This is a genomic window from Streptomyces sp. NPDC001700, from assembly GCF_053596435.1.
The window spans coordinates 1-24107 of record NZ_JBSFGE010000049.1 but is presented as its reverse complement, the minus strand read 5'-3'; the positions used below and the strand labels follow the sequence as shown (position 1 = coordinate 24107).

The following is a 24107-nucleotide window of genomic DNA, read 5'->3' as shown; positions in this document are numbered from 1 at the left end:
CCCTGGGCCGGATCGACGAGGCGCGGGCGGCGGAGCACCTGGAGGTCGTACGGAGCTACGGACTGCCGTACGCGCTGCCCGCCGACGTCGCTCCGCCCCGGACCCCGGGTCCGCCTGGGCGGGCGGGTCCGGCTGGGTGCGGCTGGGTGCGCGGACGGTGCGGTGGTGGGTGCCGGTGCGGGGCCTCCGGGGCAGGGTCCCGGACTCGTATATTTACGGCGCCGCTGACCAGGAGCGTGAAGTGACCGTCGAACGATCGGCGCCACAAATACACGGCGTCGTCCGAGACCCCACCCCTGCGACCCCACCCCTGCGCATCGTCGGCGTCCACCCCCCGGTGGCCCCCACCACTGACCTGGCCCGGTCGGGTTTCGCGGCCGGGTGCAGCCCGGTGGCGCACTTTGGGTCCCGGCCTGGCTGGGGTTTCGTGACCGGGTGCGGGCCGGTGGCCGGGTTGTGCCCACCCGTTCCGCCCCGCGGAACGATTGCCCACAACCGGGGGGCAGGTAGCCACCGGCGGGAGGGGGCGGGGTCGCAGGGGTGGGGGCCTGGACGACGACGTGTATTTGTGGCGCCTACTCCCGGCCCACTCCACGTTCTTCGGTGGTGGCGCCAAAAATATACGCGTCCAGGCCCCTGCCCCGGAGGCCCCGCCCCCGCACCCACCACCCTCACGCCCGTGCCACCCGCACACCGCACCCAGGAGGCCCACCACATGGCGCTCGACCTCATCGACCAGGCCCGCACCTGGCTGGCCGAGGACCCCGACCCCGAGACGCGCGACGAGCTGCGCGCGCTGCTGGACGCGGCCAAGGAGAAGGAGGGGGACAACGACGCGGCGCGGCGCGCGCTCGCCGCGCGCTTCGACGGCACGCTTCAGTTCGGCACCGCGGGCCTCCGCGGTGAACTGGGCGCGGGGCCCATGCGGATGAACCGTGCCGTCGTCATCCGCGCCGCCGCCGGGCTGGCCGCGTACCTCGCGAAGCAGCCGCAGTACGACGCCACCGGCCTCGTCGTCATCGGTTACGACGCCCGCTACAAGAGCGCGGAGTTCGCGCGCGACACGGCGGCCGTCATGACCGGCGCCGGATTCCGCGCGGCGCTGCTGCCGCGTCCGCTGCCGACGCCGGTGCTCGCGTTCGCCATCCGGCACCTGGGGGCCGTCGCGGGGGTCGAGGTGACGGCGAGCCACAACCCGCCGCGCGACAACGGGTACAAGGTCTACCTGGACGACGGCTCGCAGATCGTTCCGCCCGCCGACGCGGAGATCGCGGCCGAGATCGCGGCGATCGGCGGCCTGGACGACGTACGCCGCCCGGACACCGGGTGGGAGACGCTGGACGACGCCGTGCTGGACGCGTATCTGGCCCGTACGGACGCCGTGCTGACGCCCGGCTCGCCGCGCGACGCCCAGGTGGTCTACACGCCGCTGCACGGCGTGGGCCGCGAGACGCTGAGCGCCGCGTTCGCACGGGCGGGCTTCCCGGCGCCGACGGTGGTGGCCGAGCAGGCGGAGCCGGATCCGGCGTTCCCGACGGTGGCGTTCCCGAACCCGGAGGAGCCGGGGGCGATGGACCTGGCGTTCGCGACGGCGCGCGAGGCGGCGCCAGACATCGTCATCGCTAACGACCCGGACGCGGACCGCTGCGCGGTGGCGGTCCCGGCGCCGGGGACGGGCAGCGGCTGGCGGATGCTGCGCGGCGACGAGGTCGGCGCGCTGCTCGCCACCCACCTCGTCCACAGGCGGCGCGCCCGTGGCGCCTTCGCGACGACGATCGTCTCCTCGTCGCTCCTGTCCCGCATCGCGGCCGACGCGGGCGCGGCGTACGCGGAGACGCTGACGGGGTTCAAGTGGCTGGCCCGGGTGGACGGTCTGCGGTACGCGTACGAGGAGGCGCTCGGGTACTGCGTGGATCCGGAGGGCGTGCGCGACAAGGACGGGATCACGGCCGCGCTGCTGGTCGCGGAGCTGGCGTCGGAGCTGAAGGGGCAGGGGCGTACGCTCGCCGACCTGCTGGACGACATCGCCGTGGCGCACGGTCTGCACGCCACCGATCAGTTGTCCGTACGGGTCGAGGACCTGTCCCTGATCGCGGCGGCGATGCGGCGGCTGCGCGAGGAGCCCCCGGCCGAGCTGGCGGGCCTGGCGGTCGCCTCGGCCGAGGATCTGTCCCGGGGTACGGAGACCCTGCCCCCGACGGACGGGCTGCGGTATCTCCTGGCCGGGAAGGACGCCGTCCGCTCGGCGCGGGTCATCGTGCGCCCGAGCGGTACGGAGCCCAAGCTGAAGTGCTACCTGGAGGTGGTCGTGGACGTGCCCACGGCCGAGGACCTGCCCCGGGCCCGCGCCACGGCGGAAACGGTGCTGGCGGCCCTGAAGAAGGACCTCGCGGCGGCGGCCGGGATCTAAGCGTCCGTTTCATGAACCGGTACGAACCGGCTCGGCCGGTAGGTCGTCGGCCGCGTCGAGCGCCCGCACAGGGTGTCGACGCGGACCGCCGACCAGTCGACGGCACGTCCTCAGATCACCAGCATGATCACCAGCAGCACGGCCCCGGCCAGGGTCGGCGCGATGACCTCGAACGCCCAGCGCACCTCGGGCTCGCCCTGCGCGCCCTGGCGGGCCGCGTTGGACTCGGCCAGCTCGCGCAGATCGCCGATCGTCTGGTCGGCCTGGGCGCGCCGGTCCGCCGTCGCGCTCTGGCCGGGTGTACGGCCGAGGAACGTCGGCGACGCCGCGTCGCGGTTCTGCTGCCGGGCGGCGCGCTTGCGCTGGCGCAGCGAGACGGGGACGGCCCACAGCTGGTACGTCGCGCCGCCCGCCAGCACCTCGCTGGTGTAGCTCGCCCGCAGGGTGTCGACGGAGGCCCAGGGGAGGGTGATGGTGCGGAAGGGGTTGCGTACGAGCAGCCGGTCCGCGCCCGCGTACACCGCCGGGCGCACGGTGAAGGCGATCACCACCGGCACGGCGCACAGCAGCCCGGCGAGGGCCAGCCACGGGGTGCGGCCCTCGCCGCGCAGGATGGCGTCGATGCCGAGCCAGCCGCCGAGGGCGAGCAGCAGGACGCCGCCCGCGATGCCGCCCGGGGAGCGGTAGACGCGGTCGCCGTATGTGGGCTCCTCGTCGGGCTGCGGGGGGCGTGCGGGGTCGTCCGGGCTCGTCATGGGGCCGATTGTGCCGCACGGTCCGGCGCGTTGGGCCTCGGGATCAACACGGAACGAGCACGGATCGGGGACCGGAGCAGGGCCGGAGCGGGACCGGGTCGGGGTCGATCGGGGCCCGGTCCCGATCAAGGCCGGGGGGTGACATACCGCTACGCGCGTAGATATGCTCACCTGGTGACCATGCCCACCACAGTTCCCGCATACGGCACAGAGGCCGCGGAGCGACTGGCGTCGATGGCGGACGTGACCGCCACCGACAGCGCGCTGCGCCGCTTCCTGCACGGCCTGCCGGGCGTCGACGCGGTCGGCCTGCAGGCCCGTGCCGCGACCCTCGGCACCCGCTCGATCAAGACGACGGCGAAGGCGTACGCCATCGACCTGGCGATCTCGATGATCGACCTGACGACCCTGGAGGGCGCGGACACCCCGGGCAAGGTCCGGGCGCTGTGCGCGAAGGGGATCAGCCCCGACCCCACCGACCGCTCCGCCCCGCCGGTCGCGGCGATCTGCGTCTACGGCGACATGGTGGCGACCGCGAAGGAGGCCCTGCGGGGCAGCGCGATCCACGTGGCGGCCGTCGCGACAGCGTTCCCGTCCGGCCGCGCCGCCCGTTCCGTGAAGCTGGCCGACACCCGGGAGGCGGTGGCCGCCGGTGCGGACGAGATCGACATGGTGATCGACCGCGGGGCGTTCCTCTCCGGCCGCTACCTCGACGTCTTCGAGGAGATCCGCGAGGTCAAGGCGGCCTGCGTCCGCCCCGACGGCAGCGCGGCGCACCTGAAGGTGATCTTCGAGACGGGCGAGCTGCAGACGTACGACAACGTGCGCCGCGCGTCCTGGCTGGCGATGCTCGCGGGCGCCGACTTCATCAAGACCTCCACCGGCAAGGTGTCCGTCAACGCCACGCCGCCCGTCACCCTCGTCCTCCTGGAGGCGGTACGGGACTTCCGCGCGGCCACCGGCGTCCAGGTGGGGGTGAAGCCCGCGGGCGGCATCCGTACGACCAAGGACGCGATCAAGTACCTGGTGATGGTCAACGAGACGCTGGGCGAGGAGTGGCTGTCAGCGGACTGGTTCCGCTTCGGCGCGTCGAGTCTGCTGAACGATCTGCTGATGCAGCGCCAGAAGCTGAGCACCGGCCGGTACTCCGGTCCCGACTACGTGACGGTGGACTGATACGCCATGCCCGTTTTCGAGTACGCCCCCGCTCCCGAGTCCCGCGCGGTCGTCGACATCGCCCCGTCGTACGGGCTGTTCATCGACGGCGAGTTCCGCGAGGCGGGCGACGGCAAGGTCTTCAAGACGCTGTCCCCGTCGTCGGAAGAGGTCCTGTCGGAGGTCGCCCAGGCCAACGCCGAGGACGTGGACCGCGCGGTGAAGGCGGCCCGTAAGGCGTTCGAGTCCTGGTCGGCGCTGCCTGGTGCCGAGCGCGCCAAGTATCTGTTCCGTATCGCGCGGATCATCCAGGAGCGCTCGCGCGAGCTGGCGGTGCTGGAGTCGCTGGACAACGGCAAGCCGATCCGCGAATCGCGGGACGCCGATCTGCCGCTGGTCGCGGCGCACTTCTTCTACTACGCGGGCTGGGCCGACAAGCTCGCCTACGCGGGCTACGGCGCCGATCCCCGGCCGCTGGGCGTGGCGGGCCAAGTCATCCCCTGGAACTTCCCCCTCCTGATGCTGGCCTGGAAGATCGCCCCGGCGCTGGCGACCGGCAACACGGTCGTGCTGAAGCCCGCCGAGACGACCCCGCTCAGCGCCCTCTTCTTCGCGGACATCTGCCGCCAGGCGGGCCTGCCCAAGGGCGTGGTCAACATCGTCACCGGGGACGGCTCGACCGGCGCCGAGCTGGTCGCCCACCCCGGCATCGACAAGGTGGCCTTCACGGGGTCGACCGAGGTCGGCAAGGCGATCGCCCGCACAGTGGCCGGTACGGAGAAGAAGGTCACCCTGGAGCTGGGCGGCAAGGCCGCGAACATCGTCTTCGACGACGCGCCGATCGACCAGGCGGTCGAGGGCATCGTCAGCGGCATCTTCTTCAACCAGGGCCACGTCTGCTGCGCGGGCTCCCGCCTGCTCGTCCAGGAGTCCATCCAGGACGAGCTGCTGGACGCCCTCAAGCGCCGTATGCGCACCCTGCGGGTCGGCGACCCGCTGGACAAGAACACCGACATCGGCGCGATCAACTCCGCCGATCAGCTGGCCCGGATCCGCGACCTGGCCGACGCGGGCGAGGCCGAGGGCGCCGAGCGCTGGGCACCGGAGTGCGAACTGCCCAGCTCCGGCTACTGGTTCGCGCCCACCCTCTTCACCGGCGTCACCCAGGCGCACCGGATCGCCCGCGAGGAGATCTTCGGCCCGGTCCTGTCCGTGTTGACCTTCCGCACCCCCGACGAGGCCATCGCCAAGGCGAACAACACCCCGTACGGCCTGTCGGCGGGCATCTGGACGGAGAAGGGCTCGCGCATCCTGGAGATGGCGAGCAAGCTGCGCGCCGGGGTGATCTGGTCCAACACGTTCAACAAGTTCGACCCCGCCTCGCCGTTCGGCGGCTACAAGGAGTCGGGCTACGGCCGCGAGGGCGGCCGCCACGGCCTGGAGGCATACCTCAATGTCTGACCGTCTCAGCGTCTTCAAGACCTACAAGCTGTACGTCGGCGGGAAGTTCCCGCGTTCCGAGAGCGGCCGGGTGTACGAGGTGACCGACGCAAAGGGCCACTGGCTGGCCAACGCCCCCCAGGCCTCTCGCAAGGACGCCCGCGACGCGGTCGCCGCCGCGCGCAAGGCGTTCGGCGGCTGGTCGGGCGCCACCGCGTACAACCGGGGCCAGATCCTGTACCGCGTCGCCGAGATGCTGGAGGGCCGCCGCGACCAGTTCGTGGCCGAGGTCTCGGCCGCCGAGTCCCTCTCCAAGTCGAAGGCCACCGCTGCCGTCGACGCGGCGATCGACCGCTGGGTCTGGTACGCGGGCTGGTCCGACAAGATCGCCCAGATCGCGGGCTCCGCGAACCCCGTGGCCGGGCCGTACTTCAACCTCTCCACCCCCGAGCCGACGGGCGTGGTGGCCCTCCTGGCCCCCCAGGACTCCTCATTCCTCGGCCTGATCTCGGTCCTGGCCCCGGCGATCGTCACCGGCAACACGGCCGTCGTCGTAGCCGCCGAGCGCGCCCCGCTCCCCGCCCTCTCCCTGGCCGAGGTCCTGGCCACCTCCGACCTCCCGGGCGGCGTGGTCAACATCCTCTCGGGCCGCACCCCGGAACTGGCCACCCCGCTCGCCGCCCACCAGGACGTCAACGCGATCGATCTGGCAGGCGCGGCCACGGAGCTGGCGACCGAACTCGAAGCAGCCGCCGCCGACAACCTCAAGCGCGTACTCCGTCCACACCCTGTGGACTGGCCCACCGACCCCGGCACCACCCGCCTCCTCGCCTTCCTGGAGACGAAAACGGTCTGGCACCCCATGGGCGTCTGACCCGACCCGGCGGGTGGTGGTTGCGCGGGCGATCAGGTTGCCCTGGTCGCCCAGCGCCTTGCCTTCGGCGGTCGCTGCGGTCATGCCTCCGTCAGCGATCGCGGACAGGTTCAAGGAACTCGAGCCGATTGCCGAGCTTGTCGAACGCGTAGAAGCGATCGTGTCCAGGGAAGTCGTCATCCCAGGTGACGCTCACCCCGTGGTCTTCCAATCGCACGGCGAGCGCTTGGAGCGAGGTCACAAGGATGCCCGGATGTGCCTTCCTGTTCGGACGGAAGTCCTCTTCAACCCCCAAGTGGACCTCCAGGCCACCGCCTCGAAACCAGCACCCCCCACGAGCCGCTAGCGCTGGCGGCTTCTTGAGCTCCGCCATCCCGAGAATGCCTCCCCAGAAATCGCGGCAGAGCTCTTCACTTCCTGGAGGGATGGCAAGCTGCACGTGATGCAGGCCGCCCAAGACGTATTCACGCGCCCCCTGAGCCATCTCCGCTCCCCACCCTCTGCCCAGAAATCTTGACGTCAAGATAGTTAGGGTCATGCGGGCCTGACAAGGGCGTGCGCCCAGAACGAGCACTTCCCGACCGTTTTCACAGGAACTTTTGGACTGCCGGGGACGGAGCGCTAAAGGATCATGCACGTGGTGGTGGCGTGGGCGATCAGGTTGCCCTGGTCATCCAGCACCTTGCCCTCGGCGGTCGCGGTGCGGCGGCCCGCGTGGATGACGGTGCCTTCGGCGGTGAGCGTCTGGCCGTCCGTACGGGCGGCGCGAATGTAGTTGACCTTGAGTTCGAGGGTCGTGTAGCTCGTCCCGGCGGGGAGGGTGGTGTGGACGGCGCAGGCCATGGCGGAGTCGAGGAGGGTCGCGGCGATACCGCCGTGGACGGTACCCAGCGGGTTGGCGAAGTCGGGGCGGGTGTCGAGGGAGATGACGATCCGGCCGTGCTCGACCTCGTCGAACCGCATGCCGAGCAGGCGGCCGATGGACGGGATGTCGGCGGGGCGTTCCGTCTGCACCCAGCGCATCAGTTCCAGGCCGGACATGGCTGCGAGGTCGGTGGTGGTCATAGGCGTTCTCCTCGTTCGCGTGGTGCGGGTCGGCCGTATCCCGCAGATTGGCCACCCCAGAGCTACCTGTCAGTAACTTATGGCGTGCATCCCAAACCACGCAAGGGGCGTTCGCGGTGCCGGAGGTACGTCAGGCCGGGGCGGCCGTCGAGCGTCGTCTCGCCGACGACGGTGAAGCCGGTGCGGGCGAGCACGGCGCGGGAGGCCGCGTTGTCGAGGGTGGTCTCGGTCCGCAGCGCGGTCAGCCCGTAGCGGTCGGCGGCCAGGTCGCACATCGTCCGCACGGCCCCGGTGGCCAGCCCCCGGCCCGCGGCGGGCTCGGCGATCCGGTAGCCGAGCGCGGCGCAACCGTCCGCCAGGTCCACGAGGTTGACCCGCCCCAGCACCTCGCCCTCGGCCAATGCCTCGGGACGCAGGAGCCCCGGCCTCCTCGCCCACACACTCGCGGGCGAGGAGGCTCACTTCAATACCGCTCCCGCCCCCCGGGATAGCGAATAGCCGCCCGGCACCCCGGCGCATCCCCGGGCACCGGCTCGCCATCAAGCGCGTAGCAGAGCGCGGCGTGCAACTGCTCCGCCTCCAGCGTCGTCAGCACCAGCGTGGCAGGAGCGGCGTCCCCGGGCCGAACACCGCGAAGCGGCAGCTCAAGGCGCCCGTCCCGGCCACGCCGCAGACCGCGCCCCGCTACGGGAGCAACCTCGCTCATTCCCCCACTCCCAGCCGCCCGCCCCGGCTCTCGGCGACCCGTAGCGCATCGCGCAGCGCCTCACACAGGCACTTGACCAGGAACCGCAGCTCCCGGACACCCACCTTCTGGTCGTCGACCATCACCCCCACATGCCCCAGGAGTTCGGCCCCCGCCGTGAGCTGCACGGCCTCCATCTCATCGGCAAGCCGCGACACCGGACCATCGCCACCCTCGTCCGCCACGAGATAACACCGCTTCCCCTCCGTCCCCGGCCACGGCAACAGCCGGGCCCGCACGCTCACCGGATCACCACCACGCCGTGCGGTGGGCACAGCATGACGACGCGGAGGCGACGCTCCTCTTGTGGTCCGCTGTGGGTGTCTGCCGTCCGTCCGCTCTTCTTGGCGGGCAGCACCAGCCGTAACACCCATTCCATGGCCCTAGCGGTCATCTTCCGCACGCTGGCCTCCTCTTGCCGATCGCGAGGTTCCTGTTGACCTGCAAGCGTCACCGTTCATACGGCCGGGCGTTAGCCCATGATGGGTAGACCCACCGTGGGCGGGAGGAGCATCAACGTGACACCACCCACCGCATTACCGCCCCGCGTACTCGAACGCGACGACGTACGGAGCGCACTCGCCGAACGGGACTTCGGCACGGTCTTTCGACTGGCCCGTAAGTGGGGCGGCATCAGCTACAACCAGATCGGCGAGGCGTGCGGCATCAAGTCCGAACGCGTGGGGACCGTCGCCCGTGGCGATGCGCGGATCACCTCGCTGGCCAAAATCGAGGAAATCGCGGACGCCTTGCGCATTCCCGGCGCGATGATCGGGCTGGCGGCTCGCCCCTGGGAGGCTTCCCCCGCGCCGGGCGCGGCTGCTCCGGCGTTGAGGCACCCCGACGCCTCGGGCATGCTGGGCCCAGAGCCCGCGCTGTGGGAGGTCGCAGAATTGGCACGCCGCACGCACGCCACCGATGTGGGACCGGCCGACCTGGGAATGATCGCCGAGGCGATCGACCAGCTGTGCCGCGCCTATCCGTTCACGCCCGCCGATCAGCTCCACCACCAGACGCGGGCGGGCATTCGCCACGTCACCGACCTGCTCCAGGGCCGCACCACCCTGGCCCAGCACCGTGAACTCCTCGTCGCCACGGGCTGGTTGTTCCTCCTCGGGGGCTGCCTGGAGTACGACATGGGTCAGCGCCAGGCCGCGGAGCTGAGCCGCGCCGCGGCGCTGCGGATCGGGCAGGAGGCCGGGCACGGCGAGATCACGGCGTGGTCGTGGGAACTCGGCGCGTGGTTCGCCCTGACTCAGGGGCGGTACGCGGACGTGATCGACTGCGTGAGCGCGGGACACCGTTCCGACTCGACGCACAGCATCGGGGTGCAGCTCTACGCCCAGAGCGCCAAGGCGTACGCCCGGATGGGCGACGCACGCCAGGTCCGTGCCACGCTCGACGCGGGCCGGGCCCGCCTGGAGCGGCTGCCCCGGCCGGAACACCGCGAGCACCACTTCGTCATCGACCCCGACAAGTGGGACTTCTACGAGATGGACGCCTACCGGCTGCTCGGCGACGACGAGCGCGCGGCCGTCCACGCGCGGGAGGTCGTCCGCCTCGGCACCGCACCGGACGGCACCGAGATCTCGCCCATGCGCATCGCCGAAGCCCGCCTCACGCTCGGCGTGACCGCCATCCGCTCCGGTGAGCTGGAAGAAGCAGTCTCGATCGGCGGCCGCGCGCTGGAGACGCCGCGGAAGTCGCTTCCGTCGCTGCTGATGGTCGCCGGTGAACTCACCGGCGAACTGGAGCGGCGGTACCCCCGCGAGTCGCTGTCCCGGGACTTCCGCGAACAGGTGACCCACATCGCCGCAGGCGGTGCGCAACCGCCCCTTGAAGCCCGGTAGGCCATGCCCCGGACCGAGTACTACGACGACCCGGACGCCCCCGAGCCGAACAGCCTGGTGGCCGCCGCATCCGCCGTCGTCGCCGACGACGAAGGACGCATCCTGCTCCAGCGCCGCCGGGACAGTGGGCTATGGGCCCTGCCCGGCGGGGGCATGGAGATGACGGACTCGCTGCCGGGGGCGGCGGTGCGGGAGGTCAAGGAGGAGACCGGGTTCGACGTGGAGATCACCGGGCTCGTCGGCACGTACACCGATCCGCGCCACGTCATCGCCTACTCGGACGGCGAGGTCCGGCGGCAGTTCAACGTCTGCTTCACCGCCCGCGTCACCGGCGGGCTGCTCGCGATCTCCGACGAATCCACCGAGCTGCGCTTCGTCCCGCCGGAGGAGCTGGCCGACCTTCCCATGCACCACACCCAGCGGCTGCGGATCCAACACTTCCTCGACCACCGCGACCACCCCCACCTCGGCTGACGCGGGGGCGGCGGGTTAAAGGATCATGCAGGTGGTGGTGGCGTGGGCGATCAGGTTGCCCTGGTCGCCCAGCACCTTGCCCTCGGCGGTCGCGGCGCGGCGGCCATCCAGCAGGCGCCGCCCCGCGCCGGGTCGGTGCCGGGAAGCACTGCCAGAATCTACACAGCGACGAAAAAAATCGACGTTGTGTAGAGTTTGAGGTGAGGGAGCGGTCCCGCTCCCTTCGAGTCTTCTCTGGAGGAGCAGTGCAGAAGCAGACGTGGCTCATCACCGGCGTCAGCACGGGCCTTGGACGGGCCTTCGCCCAAGCCGCTCTGGCCGCCGGGCACACTGTCGTTGGAACGGTCCGCTCCGAGGAGGACCTGCATGCCTTCGAAGGGCTCAACCCCGGGCGCGCTCACGGCCGCATCCTGGATGTGACGGACGGCGACGCCGTCGCGGGTGTGATCGCGGAGGTGGAGCAGAGCGTCGGCCCTTTGGATGTCGTCGTCGCCAACGCCGGCTATGGCCTGGAGGGCACCTTCGAGGAGACCCCGCTGGCCGAGGTGCGGCGGCAGTTCGAGGTCAACGTATTCGGGGCGGTGTCCACCCTGCAGGCGGCGCTGCCCCACATGCGCCGGCGCCGCCGCGGGCACCTGATGGCCGTCACCTCTATGGGCGGGCTCATGGCCGTGCCCGGCATGTCCGCCTACTGCGGCAGCAAGTTCGCCCTGGAAGGCATCCTCGAGGCACTGGGCAAGGAGGTCGCACAGTTCGGGATCCACGTGACGGCGATCGAGCCCGGCTCCTTCCGCACCGACTGGGCCGGTCGGTCCATGACACGCGCCGCGCAGTCCATCGACGACTACGACGAGCTGTTCACCCCCATCCGTGAAGCGCGGCAGAAGGCAAGCGGGAACCAGCTGGGCAATCCGGCCAAGGCCGGGGAGGCCGTCGTGCACATCACGTCCGTCGACCAGCCGCCGGCCCACCTCGTCCTGGGCTCGGACGCGCTGCGCCTGGTCGCCGCCGCGCGCACGGCCGTGGACGAGGACATCCGCGCATGGGAGACGCTCTCCCGTACGACCGACTTCGCCGAGGGTGCTCAGCTCTGATGCCCGGCCACCACCCCGCGCGGAGCCGGCGCACCACCGAACGCAAGGGCGATGTCCGGGAGCGGGTCATTCTGGACACCTGCGAAGCCCTGCTGGCGCAGAAGGGCTATGACGCCATGACCGTCGGCGACATCGCCCAGGGCGCCGGCATCACACGCGGTGCCCTGTACTTCTACTTCGGCTCCAAGCAAGAAGTGGTCACGGCACTCGTGGCCCGGACCGTGGAGCACCTGTGGGAGCGATCCCGGGCCACCGCGGAGACCGACGAGCCGCGCCAGGCCATCGCAGCGGCCATGCGGCGCACGGTCGAACTGTGGAACGAGCACGGCCTGGTCATGCGCACGGCGATCGACCTGTCGTTGTCGGTGCCGGAGATCGGCGAGCTGTGGAGCCGTACAGCTGACTTGTTCATCACCGCCATCACCGCCGTCCTGGAACGAGCCGGCGTTCAGCCCGGCACCGAACCGGAACAAGCGTCCGCGATGGCACGAGCCCTGTGCTGGATGATCGAGCGGACCTTCTACCACGCCTCACAAGAATCCCGCGAGACGCTGCAGAACGCATCGTCGACCTGCGAACACATCTGGCTGACCAGCGCCGGCCTGACCACCTGACGCATCCGGGCCCCAAGGGTTCATGTGGGGGTGGGGGATGGTTCAGACTGGGGTTCCGTGACCCTTCATTCCGCCTCCGCGCGCGTCGTCCTGCTCACCGGGCCCTCCGGTTCGGGTAAGTCCTCCCTCGCGGCCCGCACCGGGCTGCCCGTGCTGAACCTCGACGACTTCTACAAGGAGGGGGACGATCCGACGCTCCCGCAGCTCGCCGGGGGTGAAGGGGCCGACTGGGACTCGCCGTTGTCGTGGGACGCGGACGCGGCGGTGGGGGTGGTCGAGGCGTTGTGCCGTACGGGGCGGGCGACGGTGCCGGTGTACGACATCGCGTCCAGCTCCCGGGTGGGCGAGGAGCCGGTGGACATCGGGCGGGCGCCGCTGTTCGTGGCGGAGGGGATCTTCGCGGCGGACATCATCGACCGGTGCCGGGCGCTGGGGGTGCTGGCGGACGCGATCTGTCTGCGGGGGCGGCCCTCGACGACGTTCCGGCGGCGGCTGGCCCGCGATCTGCGGGAGGGGCGCAAGTCGGCGCCGTATCTGGTGCGCAGGGGCTGGCGGCTGATGCGGTCGGAGCGCGGCATCGTGGAGCGGCAGACGGCGTTGGGCGCGTACGCGTGCGGCCGGGACGCGGCGATGGAGCGGATAGCGGCGGCGAGCGCGGCGGACCGCGACGCCGAGGGCGTACGGACCTAGGCGGGGCCCGTGGTCAGGCGTTGCGGGCCGCGCGGGCCAGGAAGTTGATCGCGGTGGCGTTGAGCACGGCCGCCACCGTGACCAGGCCGAAGTAGGAACCCTCGGTGCCCTCCGGAAGCAGGACGAAGAGCAGGCTGGCCGGGGCCGTGAACAGGGCGGGGACGACCGCCGCGAACGAGGCGTCGTCGTACGGGAAGAAGCTGGCGTCCGCCCAGGCCCAGGCCAACAGGGCGCAGACCACGGCGAGATAGCCGCGGGAGAGCCAGTCGCCCGCGACCACGTCGAGGACGCGTCGCAGGACGTCGCGTGTTTTCAGCATGTGGATCACACTGTCGAAACGGGCGATACGGGGCATGAGTATCCGTACTCAAACCGCTCCGTACGACCACGCACACGAGCGGGCCCGCACAGACCCCCCGGCCGTACGGACCCGCTCGCCCCCGTTGGGATCCCCCGATCCCGTTTCCCCCGATTTTCCCCGTTTTCTCTCTTCCCCGTTTTTCCCTGTTCCCCCGTTTTCCCTTCCCCTGCCCTCAGGCGACGAGTTCGCCGAAGGACTCTTCCTCGTCACGGCCGAAGCTGAGGGTGTCGTCCTCGCGCATCCGGCGCAGCGAGCGCCAGATGCTGCTCTTGACCGTTCCGACACTTATGTTGAGTATGTCCGCGATCTCCGGGTCCGTCCGGCCCTCGTAGTACCGCAGCACCAGCATCGTGCGCTGCAGTTCGGGGAGCCGGGCCAGGGCCTGCCAGAGCACGGCGCGCAGTTCGGTGCCGCGCATCGCGTCCTGGTCGCCCGCCGTCTCCGGCAGTTCCTCGGTCGGGTACTCGTTGAGCTTGCGCCGACGCCAGGCGCTGATGTGCAGGTTGGTCATGGTGCGGCGCAGATAGCCGCCGACCGCGGCCTTGTCGCTGATCCGGTCCCAGGCCCGGTACGTCGAGAACAGCGCGCTCTGCAGCAGGTCCTCGGCCTCGAACCGGTCGCCGGTCAGGTGGTAGGCGGTTGCGTACAGGGAGGCGCGGCGCTCCTGGACGTAGGCGGTGAACTCCGCCTCCGCCAGGCTCTGCGCGCGCCGCTCCCCCTCTGCCTCCCCGTACGAGCTGCCCCCGTTGGTGCCCCCGTTGCTTCCCCCGTGGTCCCCCCCGGGACCCCCGTGCCCCCCGAGGCCCTCCCCGGCCCCCGGGTTCGCGTCAATGGCCACCATGTACGGCGGCCGCTGACGCCCGGTGCCGCGAGCGCACCCCCGCCCGCTCACGGCACCGGACTTCTCTCCGCCCCGGCCGGCGTCGTGGAGGCGCGTGCGAATGACTGCGCTGTTGTGGGTGTAGTGCAGTGTGCTCATGTCGCGCCCCCCGTCGGTGGAGCTTGCTCGGTCGTCTGCTGGCTGCCCGGCCGCTCGTTCCGGCCGGTGCACAGAAGACTTTGCCGAACCAGTTTCATGGCGTTGTCTGCCGACTGTCACAGGCTCGTCACAGGCGATCAGGCTCGGTGGACCCCGACGGTCGAACTACAGGCCCCTTGTAGGCCAGAATGACCAACGTGCCTTTCCTGTTGCTGATCGAGGACGACGACGCCATCCGCACGGCCCTCGAACTCTCCCTGTCCCGCCAGGGCCACCGTGTGGCGACGGCGGCGACGGGTGAGGACGGCCTGAAGCTGCTGCGCGAGCAGCGGCCGGACCTGATCGTGCTGGATGTGATGCTGCCCGGGATCGACGGCTTCGAGGTGTGCCGCCGTATCCGCCGTACCGACCAGTTGCCGATCATTTTGCTGACCGCGCGCAACGACGACATCGACGTGGTCGTGGGGCTGGAGTCGGGTGCGGACGACTATGTGGTCAAACCCGTACAGGGGCGGGTGCTGGACGCCCGTATCCGTGCGGTGCTGCGCCGTGGCGAGCGGGAGGCGAACGACGCGGCGTCCTTCGGCAGCCTGGTGATCGACCGGGCCGCGATGACGGTGACCAAGAACGGCGAGGATCTTCAGCTCACCCCCACCGAGCTGCGGCTTCTGCTGGAGCTGAGCCGACGCCCCGGGCAGGCGCTGTCGCGGCAGCAGCTGTTGCGGCTGGTGTGGGAACACGACTATCTGGGTGACTCCCGGCTGGTGGACGCGTGCGTTCAGCGGCTGCGCGCCAAGGTGGAGGACGTGCCGTCGTCGCCGACGCTGATCCGCACCGTGCGTGGGGTCGGGTACCGGCTGGACGCTCCGGCGTGAGAGACGCTGTGGCGTACGCGGGTGCGCGCGGCTGGGACGGCTGGGGCGGAGACGTACGGAATTGAGCGGCGTGAGCGAGGATCCCGGGCGGGCCCGGGGCTGGGCGGCGGGGATTCTGCGGTGGCTGAGCCTGCGGCTGCGGCTGATGCTGGTCTTCGGCCTGGTGGCGCTGGCGGCCGCGGTGTCCGCGTCGGCGATCGCGTACTGGCTGAACCGTGACGCGGTGCTGACCCGCACCCAGGACGCGGCGCTGGACGAGTTCCGCAAGGCGCTGAAGGACGACACCGATCCGCTGCCGGTCACACCGACGTGTCCCGAATTGCAGGACGCGGCGGACCGCATGGCGGACAACACGCAGAAGTACGAGGTGCTGCTGGTCACCCGGACCCGGGGCAGCGGCGCCTGCACGGCGGCCTCGGCTCCGGATCTGTTCACCATGAAGGCCGTGCCGCAGGTGCTGCGGCGCGCGGTGGACGAGCGGCGCGCGGCCGAGGGGTCGCAGGCCGCCCCGTACCACCTCTACTGGCAGCGGATCACGCTGGACGGCACCCCGTACCTGGTGGGCGGGGCGAAGGTGAACGGGGGCGGGCCGACCGGCTACATGCTCAAGTCCCTGGACACCGAGCGCCAGGACCTGAACTCGCTCGCCTGGTCGCTGGGCATCGCCACCGCGCTGGCCCTGATCGGCTCCGCGCTGCTCGCGCAGGCGGCCGCGGCGACCGTGCTGCGGCCGGTGCAGCGGCTGGGCGAGGCGGCGAACCGGCTGGGCGAGGGGCATCTCGACACCCGGCTCCAGGTCTCGGGCTCGGACGAGCTGGCCAACCTCTCGCACACCTTCAACCGGGCCGCGGAGCGGCTGCAGAAGCGGGTGGACGAGCTGAGCGCGCGGGAGGCGTCGAGCCGTCGCTTCGTCGCGGACATGTCGCATGAGCTACGGACTCCGCTCACCGCGATCACGGCCGTCAGCGAGGTGCTGGAGGAGGAGGCCGACTCGCTCGACCCGATGATCGCCCCGGCGGTGCAGCTGGTGGTCAGCGAGACCCGGCGGCTGAACGACCTGGTGGAGAACCTGATGGAGGTGACCCGCTTCGACGCGGGCACCGCCCGGCTGGTGCTCGACGACGTCGACGTCGCGGACCAGGTGACGGCCTGCATCGACGCGCGGGCCTGGCTGGACGCGGTGGAGCTGGACGCGGCGCGCGGGATCGTGTCCCGGCTGGATCCGCGGCGGCTGGACGTCATCCTGGCCAACCTGATCGGGAACGCGCTCAAGCACGGCGGCTCCCCCGTACGGGTGGCGGTGCTGCCCGAGGGCGACGACCTGGTGATCAAGGTGCGGGACCACGGTCCGGGCATCCCGGAGGACGTGCTCCCGCATGTCTTCGACCGCTTCTACAAGGCCAGCGCCTCCCGCCCCCGCTCGGAGGGCAGCGGGCTCGGGCTGTCGATCGCCATGGAGAACGCGCACATCCACGGCGGCGACATCAGCGCGGCGAACTCGCCGGAGGGCGGCGCCGTCTTCACGCTGCGGCTGCCCATGGACGCCTCGCGCCTCGCCTCGATCGAGGACCGGAAGGCCGGGGAGCGGAAGGCCGAGGACCGCAGGAGCGAGGACCGCCGGAGCGAGGACCGCAAGGGCGGGGACCGCAAGGGCAACAAGGGCGACAAGGGCCGTACGAACGAAGGGGGCGCGCCATGAGCCCGCGAGCGACCCGGCGGCCCGCCGCCCCGCTGCTGACGCTGCTGACCGTCGTGGTCGCGCTGCTGGCGGCCGGTTGCGGCATACGCGGCACCTCGGTGCCGGTGGACGCGGGGGCCGCGCCCTCGCGCGCGTCGTGCCGGGCGCCGGAGACGGGGCGGGCGTCCGAGGGCGCTGGCCGGGTCTCCGTACGGATCTATCTGCTGTGCACCTCGCGCATCCTGTCGGTGAACCGGAACGCGCAGCTGTCGGAGCGGAAGGCGCCGATCGAGCGGGTGGAGGTGGCCCGGGCGCTGCTGGATCAGCTGCGGCAGCCGCCCTCGGCGACCGAGTCCTCGGCCGGGTTCTCCACTGCGGTCGAGGACTGGGTCTCGGTCGACGGCCCGGCGAAGGGCGACCCGGACGGGGCACTGCGGCTGAACCGGCCGCCGGAGGAGCTGCAGTCCTACGCGCTCGCGCAGATCATCTGCACGCTGGCGGGCACGGCGGCGGCGGACGATGACCACAAGGTGGTGCTCGGCGGCCCGGACAGTGACCGGGATCCGCTGAAGCGGTACGAGTGCACGGAGGAGATGCGCAGCCGCCCGGAGGTCGCGGTGAACTCCGGCGTGCTGGTGTCCTGACGGGACGCCGTGCGCTGAACGGTGTTCTGACGGGGTATGGGTAGCCCGTCGGGACGCCGGTAGGGTGACCGGCGGAGTGACCGATTCCCTGTGGTTCGCCGCCCGTTCCCGGCCCGTTTGCCGTGACGATCCGGTGACCGACCAGTCGGTAACCCGTTACTGACCAGCGGGGTGCGTACGGAACCGGGAGCCGCGCCGGTCGCGTCCTGAGATACGTGCAGGGTCGTTTCGGCCGCCGGGCCGCCTTCCGCTACCGCGCCGCGGGTCTCGTCCTCCTCGTCGCTCACCTCGCATTCGTCTGCTGGCTGACCCTGCGCCCGCTGACCGTGCCGTGGGTGACGGCCGAGACCCTGGAACCGCTCGGCGCGATCCGCGCCGATCTGGCGCTCACCCCGTGGGCCGCGGCCCGTTCGATCGGCGGGGGGCTGCTGCTGCTCGCGCCGCTGGGGGTGCTGCTGCCGCTGGCCGGGGGCCGGGTGGACGCGTACCCGCTCGCCTCGTTCGTCCGGACGACGTTCACCGGGGCGATGACGGCCATGGGGATCGCGCTGCTGCGCAGCGACGTGACCGGCCAGATCGTGAGCGTGGACGCGCTGCTGCTGAACACCCTCGGGGTCGCGCTCGCGCATCTGCTGGTGGTGCCCGCCGTACGGGCGCTGCTCCGCCGCCGGGCCGACCGGACCCGGGGCGCCGCCCTCCCCCGGGATGAGGGCGCCAGGGCCGTGACCCCCACGATGACCAGGGTCGGCCTCGCACCGTGGAGCGACGCCTCGCACGGCTCACGGACCTAGCGTCCTGTGACGCGGCCGGGCCGCACACCCGCGGGGGGTGTGCGGCCCGGATGCGCCAGACGGGGGGGGATCAGCCCAGCCGCATGATGCCGTTGGTCGGCAGGCTGTTCTTGAGCCCGCCGAGCCCGCCGAGGCTGCCGAGCAGGCCCTGCGCGTCGGGCTGGCTGGGCCGGTTGGCGGCGGGGCGGCCGGTGTTCTTGCCGGGGGCCGCCTGGCCGGGGAGCGACGCTTGCGGGGCGGAGACGCCGACGCCCTGGCCACCGCCGAGACCGGCGGAGGGGCCGTGCGGGCCCGGGGCGGCCGCGGACGCGACACCGCCTCCGGCCACGAGGGCGGCAGCGCCGAGGGCCATCACGCCGAGGGTCTTGAGGGTTCCCTGCTTCATCAGAAATATGTCCTTGCAGACGGGGGGCTTGACCGATACGGAAACGTAGCCCTGGTTTTCGGACGCCCGCAAACAGGGAAAAGGGGCGGGCGAAGGACCACCCACCCCTTTCTCCGACCTTTTCTTCCGTCCGTACGATCAGCTGCCCTCGACCATAGATCCCCTGGTCACAGCGGTGGTAGAGCCCACCTGCCGGAACAGCCATTCGGACTTCAATTCAGCATACCCAGGCTTGATCACGTCACTGATCATCGCCAGACGTTCACCGAAAGGAATGAAGGCCGACTTCATCGCATTAACGGTGAACCACTGCATGTCGTCCAGCGTGTACTGGAACGTCGAGACCAGGTGCTGGAATTCGGTACTCATGCTCGTACCGCTCATCAGACGATTATCCGTATTCACGGTCGCCCGGAAATGCAGTCGGCGCAGCAGCCCGATGGGGTGGTCGGCGTACGAGGTGGCCGCGCCCGTCTGGAGGTTGGAGGTCGGGCACAGCTCCAGCGGGATGCGCTTGTCCCGGACGTACGAAGCGAGGCGGCCCAGCGTGATGGAGCCGTCGTCGGCGACCTCGATGTCGTCGATGATGCGCACCCCGTGGCCCAGCCGGTCGGCGCCGCACCACTGGAGCGCCTGCCAGATGGAGGGCAGTCCGAACGCCTCGCCCGCGTGGATCGTGAAGTGGTTGTTCTCCCGCTTCAGGTACTCGAAGGCGTCCAGGTGGCGGGTGGGCGGGAAGCCCGCCTCGGCGCCCGCGATGTCGAAGCCGACGACGCCGAGGTCGCGGTAGCGGTTGGCGAGTTCGGCGATCTCCAGGGCGCGGGCCGCGTGGCGCATCGCGGTGAGGAGGGCGCCGACGCGGATGCGGTGACCGTCCGCGCGGGCCCGCCGCTCACCCTCGCGGAAGCCCTCGTTCACCGCCTCGACCACCTGCTCCAGGGTGAGCCCCTGGGTGAGGTGCTGCTCGGGCGCGTAGCGGATCTCGGCGTAGACGACGCCGTCCTCGGCCAGGTCCTCGACGCATTCGGCGGCGACCCGGACCAGCGCGTCCCGGGTCTGCATGACGGCGCAGGTGTGGGCGAAGGTCTCCAGGTAGCGCTCCAGCGAGCCGGAGTCGGCCGCCTCGCGGAACCAGAGGCCGAGCTTGTCCGGTTCGCTCTCGGGCAGCGCCTCGTACCCGGTCTCCCGGGCGAGGTCGATGATCGTGCCGGGGCGCAGCCCGCCGTCGAGGTGGTCGTGCAGCAGCACCTTGGGGGCACGGCGGATCTGTTCGGGGGTGGGCAGGTGGGTGTGCTCGCTCGTCATCTGCGCACCATAGCCCCTACGCGCGTAGACAGCGCGAGGTGCGTCGCGGGATAGATACGGAACAGTGACCCGCACGGGTAGTGGACTCCACCCGCCGTTCTGCGATCGTTTTGCCATGGCTCAGCAAGCGTTGCCCGAACGGGGCGCCCGGCTGGGGCGGCCGATGGGCGCGGCCGCCTCGCGGAGGACCGTGCACGGTGTGGTGTTGCTGCTTCCGGACAGTGATCCGGACGGCGGCACGCGGCGGCCGACCCGGATGTCCGCCGCGGCCGTGCTGCCGCTGGCCCGGCGGCTGGTCCGGGCGGGGCAGGAGGAAGGCCTCGCCGCCCACGTCGTCCACTACCGCTGCCGGGGCTGGAACGGGCCCGACGCCGCGGCGGCCGCCGACGCCGAATGGGCCACCCAGGAGGTCGTACGGCGCTACGGCGACGTACCGGTGTGTCTGGCGGGCCACGGCATGGGCGGCCGCGCCGCGCTGCGCGCCGCGGGACACCCGGCCGTCAGCTCGGTGGTGGCCCTGGCGCCCTGGCTCCCGGAGGTGGACACCGAGCTGGAGCCCGAACCGGTGAAGCACCTGGTGGGACGGCAGGTGCTGATCGCCCACGGGACGAATGACGAGCGCGTCGACCCCGAGCTGTCGTACCGGCTCGCCGAGCGGGCCAAGAAGGTCAACCGCGATGTGTGCCGCTTCGAGGTGCACACCGACGGCCATGGGCTGCACCAGCACCGCGCCGAGGTCCAGGCGCTGGCCATCGACTTCCTCCTCGGCACCCTCTTCGCCACCGGCTTCTCCCGTCCGGTGGCCGACGCCCTGGCCGCGCCGCCCCCGCTGGGCCTGCGGATGCCGCTCGCGGCGGGCTTCGGGTCCACGCTGCGGCGCTGAGCCGCCGTACAGCCTGAGTTGCGGTGGCCCGTCAGCGGCGTGACGGTGGATGAGGGGGCGCCCACGAGGCGACGGTGAGACGCCGTCGCGCAGTGGGCGACGGCATCGCGCCGGTACGCGGCGGACCGCCCCGTCAGCCTTGGCGCCCGACACTCCGCGCACCGGTGCGTGCCCTCGAAGCCGGGGGAAGCGCACAGAAGCGGAGAGTCCCCATGACGAACGGACCCATGGGCAGGCAGCCCAACGGCGAACATCCCGAGCGGGCCGACATGCCGCTCATGCCCCACACCACCGAGTACACGGGCCGGTACGTGGTGCTGCTCGACCAGCGGGAGACGGAACGCGGACTGGACGCGCTGCGCTCGTCCGCGGGCATCGCCTCCGTCGAACGCGTCCGCGGGACCGAGGCGAGCGGCGCCGCCGAGCTGCTCCAACGCCCCGATGTCTCGGTGCTGTTCGACGAACTCGGCGCCGCCGTCGTCGAAGTGCAGCCCGACCAGCGGCACACGCTGGTGACCACGGCGCAGACCGAGCCCACGATCATCGCCGCCGAGCCCGAACGGGTGGTGTACGCCTCGGTGATCACCGAGCCGCAGCGCACGCTGACCGGCTTCTTCCCGACCTACCGCAGCGACGAGGACGAGGTCTCCCGGCACACCCGGGCCGAACTCGCCTCCTCGCTGGGCCCGGCCTGGGACGAGCACCAGACGACCTGGGGGCTGCAGGCGATCCGGGCCAATCTCTCGCATCTGACCGGGCGCGGCGTGAAGGTCGCCGTCCTGGACACCGGAGTGGCCACCGCGCACGCGGATCTGGCCGGATGCGTCGAGCTGGCGGCATCCTTCGTGCCCGGTGAGAGCGTGGAGGACGGCCACGGCCACGGCACCCACTGCATCGGCACAATCGCCGGTCCGATCAAGCCCGATCACGCGCCCCGCTACGGCGTGGCGGGCGAGGCGAAGATCCTGGCCGCCAAGGTGCTCAACAACCAGGGCGTCGGCACGGACGGGCGGATCCTGGCGGCCATCGCCTGGGCCGTCGCGCATGGCGCGCGGGTGGTCTCGATGTCGCTCGGCGCCCAGGTCCAGCCGGGCGAACTCTTCCCGCAGACCTACGAGAACGTGGCCCGGCGCGCGCTCCAGCGCGGGACGGTCATCATCGCCGCGGCGGGCAACGAGAGCCGTCGGCCGGGGTTCGTCGCCCCCGTCGGACGGCCCGCCAACTGCCCGTCCGTGCTGGCGGTCGCCGCGCTCGGCAAGGACCTGGGGACGGCGTTCTTCTCGTGCGGCGCCATCAACGGCGAGGGCGGCGAGGTGAACATCGCGGCGCCCGGCGTCGATGTGTTCTCGGCCGCGCCTGGCGATACGTACCAGACGATGAGCGGCACCAGCATGGCGTGCCCGCACGCCGCCGGTGTCCTCGCGCTGATCGCCCAGGCGTCGCCGGAGGCGTCGGCGTCCGGGCTGCGGTCCCGGCTGCTCTCCGGGGCGTATCCGCTGCCGCTGCCCGCCGCGGATGTCGGTTCGGGCCTGCTGCAGGCACCGTGACAGGCCCCGTGGACCCCGTGGACCCGGCGTCCGGACCGGTCGGGGTGATCGTCTCGGTCGACCCCGACCGGTTCGCGGAGGTCGTACGAGCCGCCCGCGCGGCCGGTCTCGACGTCACCGCCGAACAGCCCCTGCTCGGCTCGCTGTCCGGCACCATCGCCGAGGAGCGGATCGCGGGGCTGGAGGCGGTGGACGGGGTGGAGGCCGTAGACCGGGAGCGCATCGTCCGGCTTCCGCCGCCGGACGATGCGCTCCAGTGATCCGTGACCCGCGCTGTCACGGGGGTTACTTCGGGTCGCGGTTGAAGGTCGAGGCCGACCAGAAGTAGCCGAGCACGGCCAGGCCCAGACACCAGCCGACCGCGAGCCACCCGTTGTGGCCGATCTCGCTGCCGAGCAGCAGCCCGCGCAGGGTCTCGATGGCCGGTGTGAACGGCTGGTACTCGGCGATCGGCTGGAACCAGCCCGGCATCGCGTCGACCGGCACGAAGGCGCTGGAGAGGAGCGGCAGCAGGATCATCGGCATCGCGTTGTTGCTGGCGGCCTCGGCGTTCGGGCTGACCAGGCCCATCCCGACGGCGACCCAGGTGAGCGCCAGGGCGAAGAGCACGAGCAGCCCGAACGCCGCCAGCCACTCCAGGGCGGTGGCGTCCGTGGACCGGAAGCCGATGGCCACGGCGACGGCGCCCACCAGGACCACGCTGGCGACCGACTGCAGCACGCTGCCGAGGACATGTCCGATGAGCACGGAGCCACGGTGGATCGCCATCGTGCGGAAGCGGGCGATGATGCCCTCGGACATGTCGGTGGAGACGGAGACCGCGGTCCCGATCGTGGTGCTCCCGATGGTCATCAGCAGCAGGCCCGGGACGAGATAGGCGATGTACGCGGAGCGGTCGGCGCCGCCGCCGATGCCCGCGCTCATGGTGTCGCCGAAGATGTAGACGAAGAGCAGCAACAGCATGATCGGCGTGAGCAGCAGATTCAGCGTCAGGGACGGGTAGCGCCGGGCGTGGAGGAGGTTGCGGCGCAGCATGGTGGCGGAGTCGCGGACGGCGAGGGGGAGAGTACTCATCGGACGGTCTCCTTGGGCTGGTTGGGCTGGTGGGGGACGCTCTTGTCGCCGGTGAGGGCGAAGAAGACGTCGTCCAGGTCGGGGGTGTGCACGGTCAGCTCGTCGGCCTCGATTCCGGCGGAGTCCAGCCAGTCGAGGAGGGAACGCAGCTCGCGCTGGCTGCCGTCGCTCGGGATCTGCAGGGCGAGGGCTTCGTCGTCCCGGGTGGCCTCGCGCAGCGTGGCGGCGGCGCTCTGATAGGTGGCCGGGTCGGTGAAGCGGAGGCGGATGTGTCCGCCGGGGATGAGCCGTTTCAGTTCCTCGGCGGTGCCGTGGGCGGCGATTTTGCCGTCGTTGAGTACGGCGATGCGGTCGGCGAGTTGGTCGGCTTCTTCGAGGTATTGGGTGGTGAGGAAGACGGTGACGCCGCCGGTGACGAG

At 71.4% G+C, this 24107-nt stretch carries 26 protein-coding genes and 2 pseudogenes; 16 read left to right on the top strand and 12 right to left on the bottom strand.

Annotated features, from left to right (window positions below; all coding sequences use genetic code 11):
• Positions 1–715 precede the first annotated feature (715 nt).
• The gene (locus tag ACWC5C_RS41310; RefSeq protein WP_450884377.1) at positions 716–2410 is read left to right on the top strand and encodes a phospho-sugar mutase; all 1695 of its coding nucleotides are present in this window, start codon (positions 716–718) and stop codon (positions 2408–2410) included.
• Positions 2411–2520: 110 nt separating this feature from the next.
• Here the strand turns inward: ACWC5C_RS41310 and ACWC5C_RS41305 are convergent, their stop codons facing one another.
• The gene (locus ACWC5C_RS41305; RefSeq protein ID WP_450884373.1) at positions 2521–3165 is read right to left on the bottom strand and encodes a PH domain-containing protein; all 645 of its coding nucleotides are present in this window, start codon (positions 3163–3165) and stop codon (positions 2521–2523) included.
• A 180-nt stretch (positions 3166–3345) separates the two neighbouring features.
• Between ACWC5C_RS41305 and deoC the strand changes: the two genes are divergently transcribed.
• The 3 genes from deoC to ACWC5C_RS41290 are packed head-to-tail and all read left to right on the top strand — an operon-like array spanning position 3346 to position 6634.
• Positions 3346–4341, top strand: coding sequence for a deoxyribose-phosphate aldolase (gene deoC / locus ACWC5C_RS41300; RefSeq protein ID WP_450884371.1), 996 nt, complete (start codon positions 3346–3348; stop codon positions 4339–4341).
• Between the two features lie 6 nt (positions 4342–4347).
• Positions 4348–5781: an aldehyde dehydrogenase family protein gene (locus ACWC5C_RS41295; protein ID WP_450884369.1), complete on the top strand. Its 1434-nt coding sequence runs from the start codon at positions 4348–4350 to the stop codon at positions 5779–5781.
• Positions 5774–6634 carry an aldehyde dehydrogenase family protein gene (locus ACWC5C_RS41290; RefSeq protein WP_450884367.1) on the top strand — a complete coding sequence of 287 codons (861 nt, stop codon included), beginning with the start codon at positions 5774–5776 and terminating at the stop codon, positions 6632–6634. The genes ACWC5C_RS41295 and ACWC5C_RS41290 overlap by 8 nt, the downstream gene beginning before the upstream one ends.
• Positions 6635–6725: 91 nt before the next feature.
• Here the strand turns inward: ACWC5C_RS41290 and ACWC5C_RS41285 are convergent, their stop codons facing one another.
• From ACWC5C_RS41285 to ACWC5C_RS41265, 5 genes and pseudogenes are all read right to left on the bottom strand, one after another.
• Positions 6726–7118 (bottom strand): glyoxalase, encoded by a 393-nt coding sequence (locus ACWC5C_RS41285; protein WP_450884365.1) that lies wholly within the window; start codon positions 7116–7118, stop codon positions 6726–6728.
• Positions 7119–7255: 137 nt separating this feature from the next.
• On the bottom strand, positions 7256–7699 hold the full coding sequence (locus ACWC5C_RS41280; RefSeq protein ID WP_450884363.1) for a PaaI family thioesterase: 444 nt from the start codon (positions 7697–7699) through the stop codon (positions 7256–7258).
• A 77-nt stretch (positions 7700–7776) separates the two neighbouring features.
• Positions 7777–8094 (bottom strand): annotated as a pseudogene (locus ACWC5C_RS41275) (GNAT family N-acetyltransferase); the annotation flags it as partial.
• A gap of 307 nt (positions 8095–8401) precedes the next feature.
• Positions 8402–8629 carry a hypothetical protein gene (locus ACWC5C_RS41270; protein ID WP_450884361.1) on the bottom strand — a complete coding sequence of 76 codons (228 nt, stop codon included), beginning with the start codon at positions 8627–8629 and terminating at the stop codon, positions 8402–8404.
• Between the two features lie 56 nt (positions 8630–8685).
• Complete coding sequence (locus tag ACWC5C_RS41265) at positions 8686–8847, bottom strand: hypothetical protein (protein WP_450884360.1); 162 nt, start codon at positions 8845–8847, stop codon at positions 8686–8688.
• A gap of 115 nt (positions 8848–8962) precedes the next feature.
• Here ACWC5C_RS41265 and ACWC5C_RS41260 point away from each other — a divergent pair, with 115 nt between their 5' ends.
• The 5 genes from ACWC5C_RS41260 (at position 8963) to ACWC5C_RS41240 (ending at position 13166) form a co-directional block, all read left to right on the top strand.
• Entirely contained in the window at positions 8963–10294 is a 1332-nt protein-coding gene (locus tag ACWC5C_RS41260; RefSeq protein WP_450884358.1) for a tetratricopeptide repeat protein, read from the top strand.
• Between the two features lie 3 nt (positions 10295–10297).
• A complete protein-coding gene (locus tag ACWC5C_RS41255; RefSeq protein WP_450884356.1) occupies positions 10298–10768 on the top strand; it encodes an NUDIX domain-containing protein in 471 nt (156 codons plus the stop codon).
• Between the two features lie 245 nt (positions 10769–11013).
• Positions 11014–11862 carry an oxidoreductase gene (locus tag ACWC5C_RS41250; protein WP_450884354.1) on the top strand — a complete coding sequence of 283 codons (849 nt, stop codon included), beginning with the start codon at positions 11014–11016 and terminating at the stop codon, positions 11860–11862.
• Positions 11862–12476 carry a TetR/AcrR family transcriptional regulator gene (locus ACWC5C_RS41245; protein ID WP_450884352.1) on the top strand — a complete coding sequence of 205 codons (615 nt, stop codon included), beginning with the start codon at positions 11862–11864 and terminating at the stop codon, positions 12474–12476. The genes ACWC5C_RS41250 and ACWC5C_RS41245 overlap by 1 nt, the downstream gene beginning before the upstream one ends.
• 57 nt (positions 12477–12533) lie before the next feature.
• Entirely contained in the window at positions 12534–13166 is a 633-nt protein-coding gene (locus ACWC5C_RS41240) for a uridine kinase family protein (protein WP_450884350.1), read from the top strand.
• A gap of 13 nt (positions 13167–13179) precedes the next feature.
• Here ACWC5C_RS41240 and ACWC5C_RS41235 read toward each other — a convergent pair whose 3' ends face one another.
• Both ACWC5C_RS41235 and ACWC5C_RS41230 read right to left on the bottom strand, forming a co-directional pair.
• Positions 13180–13485 carry an SCO4225 family membrane protein gene (locus ACWC5C_RS41235; protein ID WP_385447181.1) on the bottom strand — a complete coding sequence of 102 codons (306 nt, stop codon included), beginning with the start codon at positions 13483–13485 and terminating at the stop codon, positions 13180–13182.
• 214 nt (positions 13486–13699) lie between these two features.
• Positions 13700–14506 (bottom strand): SigE family RNA polymerase sigma factor, encoded by an 807-nt coding sequence (locus ACWC5C_RS41230; protein ID WP_450884348.1) that lies wholly within the window; start codon positions 14504–14506, stop codon positions 13700–13702.
• A gap of 197 nt (positions 14507–14703) precedes the next feature.
• On the opposite strand from ACWC5C_RS41230, the gene afsQ1 reads away from it, so the two are divergent.
• From afsQ1 to ACWC5C_RS41210, 4 genes are all read left to right on the top strand, one after another.
• Positions 14704–15381, top strand: a complete 678-nt coding sequence (afsQ1, locus tag ACWC5C_RS41225) for a two-component system response regulator AfsQ1 (protein ID WP_009717259.1) — start codon at positions 14704–14706, stop codon at positions 15379–15381.
• Between the two features lie 145 nt (positions 15382–15526).
• On the top strand, positions 15527–17080 hold the full coding sequence (locus tag ACWC5C_RS41220) for an ATP-binding protein (protein WP_450884375.1): 1554 nt from the start codon (positions 15527–15529) through the stop codon (positions 17078–17080).
• Positions 17077–17703, top strand: a complete 627-nt coding sequence (locus tag ACWC5C_RS41215; protein ID WP_450884346.1) for a hypothetical protein — start codon at positions 17077–17079, stop codon at positions 17701–17703. Before ACWC5C_RS41220 ends, ACWC5C_RS41215 begins: the two co-directional genes overlap by 4 nt.
• A gap of 215 nt (positions 17704–17918) precedes the next feature.
• The gene (locus tag ACWC5C_RS41210) at positions 17919–18494 is read left to right on the top strand and encodes a VanZ family protein (protein WP_450884344.1); all 576 of its coding nucleotides are present in this window, start codon (positions 17919–17921) and stop codon (positions 18492–18494) included.
• 70 nt (positions 18495–18564) lie between these two features.
• Here the strand turns inward: ACWC5C_RS41210 and ACWC5C_RS41205 are convergent, their stop codons facing one another.
• Entirely contained in the window at positions 18565–18879 is a 315-nt protein-coding gene (locus ACWC5C_RS41205; protein WP_450884342.1) for an ATP-binding protein, read from the bottom strand.
• Positions 18880–19017: 138 nt separating this feature from the next.
• Entirely contained in the window at positions 19018–20184 is a 1167-nt protein-coding gene (locus ACWC5C_RS41200) for an adenosine deaminase (RefSeq protein ID WP_450884340.1), read from the bottom strand.
• A 115-nt stretch (positions 20185–20299) separates the two neighbouring features.
• Between ACWC5C_RS41200 and ACWC5C_RS41195 the strand changes: the two genes are divergently transcribed.
• The 3 genes from ACWC5C_RS41195 to ACWC5C_RS41185 all read left to right on the top strand — a co-directional run bounded on the left by ACWC5C_RS41195 (position 20300) and on the right by ACWC5C_RS41185 (position 22874).
• On the top strand, positions 20300–21067 hold the full coding sequence (locus ACWC5C_RS41195; RefSeq protein WP_450884338.1) for an alpha/beta hydrolase: 768 nt from the start codon (positions 20300–20302) through the stop codon (positions 21065–21067).
• A 212-nt stretch (positions 21068–21279) separates the two neighbouring features.
• Positions 21280–22614, top strand: a complete 1335-nt coding sequence (locus tag ACWC5C_RS41190) for a S8 family peptidase (protein ID WP_450884336.1) — start codon at positions 21280–21282, stop codon at positions 22612–22614.
• 8 nt (positions 22615–22622) lie between these two features.
• A complete protein-coding gene (locus ACWC5C_RS41185; RefSeq protein ID WP_450884334.1) occupies positions 22623–22874 on the top strand; it encodes a hypothetical protein in 252 nt (83 codons plus the stop codon).
• 25 nt (positions 22875–22899) lie between these two features.
• Here the strand turns inward: ACWC5C_RS41185 and ACWC5C_RS41180 are convergent, their stop codons facing one another.
• On the bottom strand, positions 22900–23688 hold the full coding sequence (locus ACWC5C_RS41180; protein ID WP_450884332.1) for an ABC transporter permease: 789 nt from the start codon (positions 23686–23688) through the stop codon (positions 22900–22902).
• Positions 23685–24107 (bottom strand): annotated as a pseudogene (locus tag ACWC5C_RS41175) (ABC transporter); the annotation flags it as partial. The pseudogene ACWC5C_RS41175 and the gene ACWC5C_RS41180, both read right to left, overlap by 4 nt.